Source organism: Bacillota bacterium (assembly GCA_040754675.1).
GTDB lineage: Bacteria > Bacillota > Limnochordia > Limnochordales > Geochordaceae > Geochorda.
Genome location: JBFMCJ010000739.1, coordinates 1 through 1,720 on the forward strand (window position 1 = coordinate 1; position 1,720 = coordinate 1,720).

Sequence of the window (1,720 nt, forward strand, 5' to 3'; positions counted from 1 at the left end):
GCACGCCCTGCTGCACGCGGCGTGCCGTGAGTACGGGATCGACCCGAGCAAGCCCATCGGGCGGCTGTCGCCTGAGCAGATCGACGTGCTGCTGTACGGTACCCGGGGGAAGCCGGTCACGTTCCGCTACCGGACGCTGGCGGGGCAGGAGAAGACGTACACCCACCCGTTCCCCGGGGTCGTGCCGAACCTGGAGGAGCGCTACCGGGACGCCCAGTCGGACTGGGCCCGCAGCGAGATCGAAGTCTACATGAGCTCCCGCCCGTGCCCGGACTGCAAGGGGGCGCGGCTGCGGCGCGAGAGTCTGGCGGTGACGGTCGGCGGGCTCAACATCATGCAGGTGACCGCCATGTCGGTGCGCCAGGCGCTGGAGTGGTTCGAGCGCCTGGATGGCCAGCTCACCGGCCGCGAGCAGCTCATCGCCCATCAGGTGCTGAAGGAGATCCGCTCGCGGCTTCAGTTCATGGCGGACGTGGGGCTGGACTACCTGACGCTCGACCGGTCGGCCGGGACGCTGGCCGGCGGCGAGGCCCAGCGGATCCGGCTTGCCACGCAGATCGGCTCGCAGCTCGTCGGGGTGCTCTACATCCTGGACGAGCCCAGCATCGGGCTGCACCAGCGCGACAACCGGCGGCTGCTGGCCACGCTCAAGCACCTGCGGGATCTCGGCAACACCGTCATCGTGGTGGAACACGACGAGGAGACCATCCGGGAGGCCGACTACATCATCGACATCGGCCCCGGGGCAGGCGTGCACGGCGGTGAAGTGGTGGCGGCGGGCACCATCGACCAGATCATGGCGCAGCCCCGCTCGATCACGGGCCAGTACCTGAGCGGCCAGAAACGCATCGAGGTGCCGCCCGTGCGCCGCCCGCTGGCGGGGAAATGGGTTGAAGTTCAGGGGGCCAGGGAACACAACCTCAAGAACATCAACGTACGCTTCCCGCTGGGCCTGTTCGTCTGCGTGACCGGGGTGTCGGGGTCGGGCAAGAGCACCCTGGTCAACGACATCCTGTACGCGAGGCTCGCCCGGGAGCTGAACGGCGCCACCTCGGTGCGGCCCGGCGAGCACGCGGGCGTGGTGGGGCTCGAACACCTGGACAAGGTCATCGCCATCGATCAGTCCCCGATCGGCCGGACGCCCCGCTCCAACCCGGCCACGTACACGGGGGCGTTCACGGGCATCCGGGAGGTCTTCGCCCTGACGCCGGAGGCGAGGGCCAGGGGGTACCGGCCGGGGCGGTTCAGCTTCAACGTGAAGGGCGGCCGGTGCGAGGCGTGCCAGGGGGACGGCATCCTCAAGATCGAGATGCACTTCCTGCCGGACGTGTACGTGCCATGCGAGGTGTGCAAGGGCCGGCGGTACAACCGGGAGACTCTGGAGATCCGGTACAAGGAGAAGAGCATCGCCGACGTGCTGGACATGACCGTGGACGAGGCGGTGGAATTCTTCCGCAACATTCCGGTCGTGTACCGCAAGCTGCAGACGCTGCAGGACGTGGGGCTCGGCTACATCCGGCTCGGGCAGCCGGCGACGCAGCTTTCCGGCGGTGAAGCGCAGCGGGTGAAGCTGGCCACGGAGCTCTCCCGGCGCGACACGGGCCGGACGCTTTACATCCTCGACGAACCCACCACGGGGCTGCACACGGACGACGTGCGCAAGCTCCTCAACGTGCTGCAGCGGCTGGTGGATGCCGGCAACACGGTCGTGGTCATCGAA

At 68.6% G+C, this 1,720-nt stretch carries 1 protein-coding gene; it reads left to right on the top strand.

Annotated elements, in window-relative coordinates:
- A partial coding sequence (gene uvrA / locus AB1609_23105; GenBank protein ID MEW6049324.1) for an excinuclease ABC subunit UvrA occupies positions 1–1,720 on the top strand: 1,720 nt, incomplete at both ends.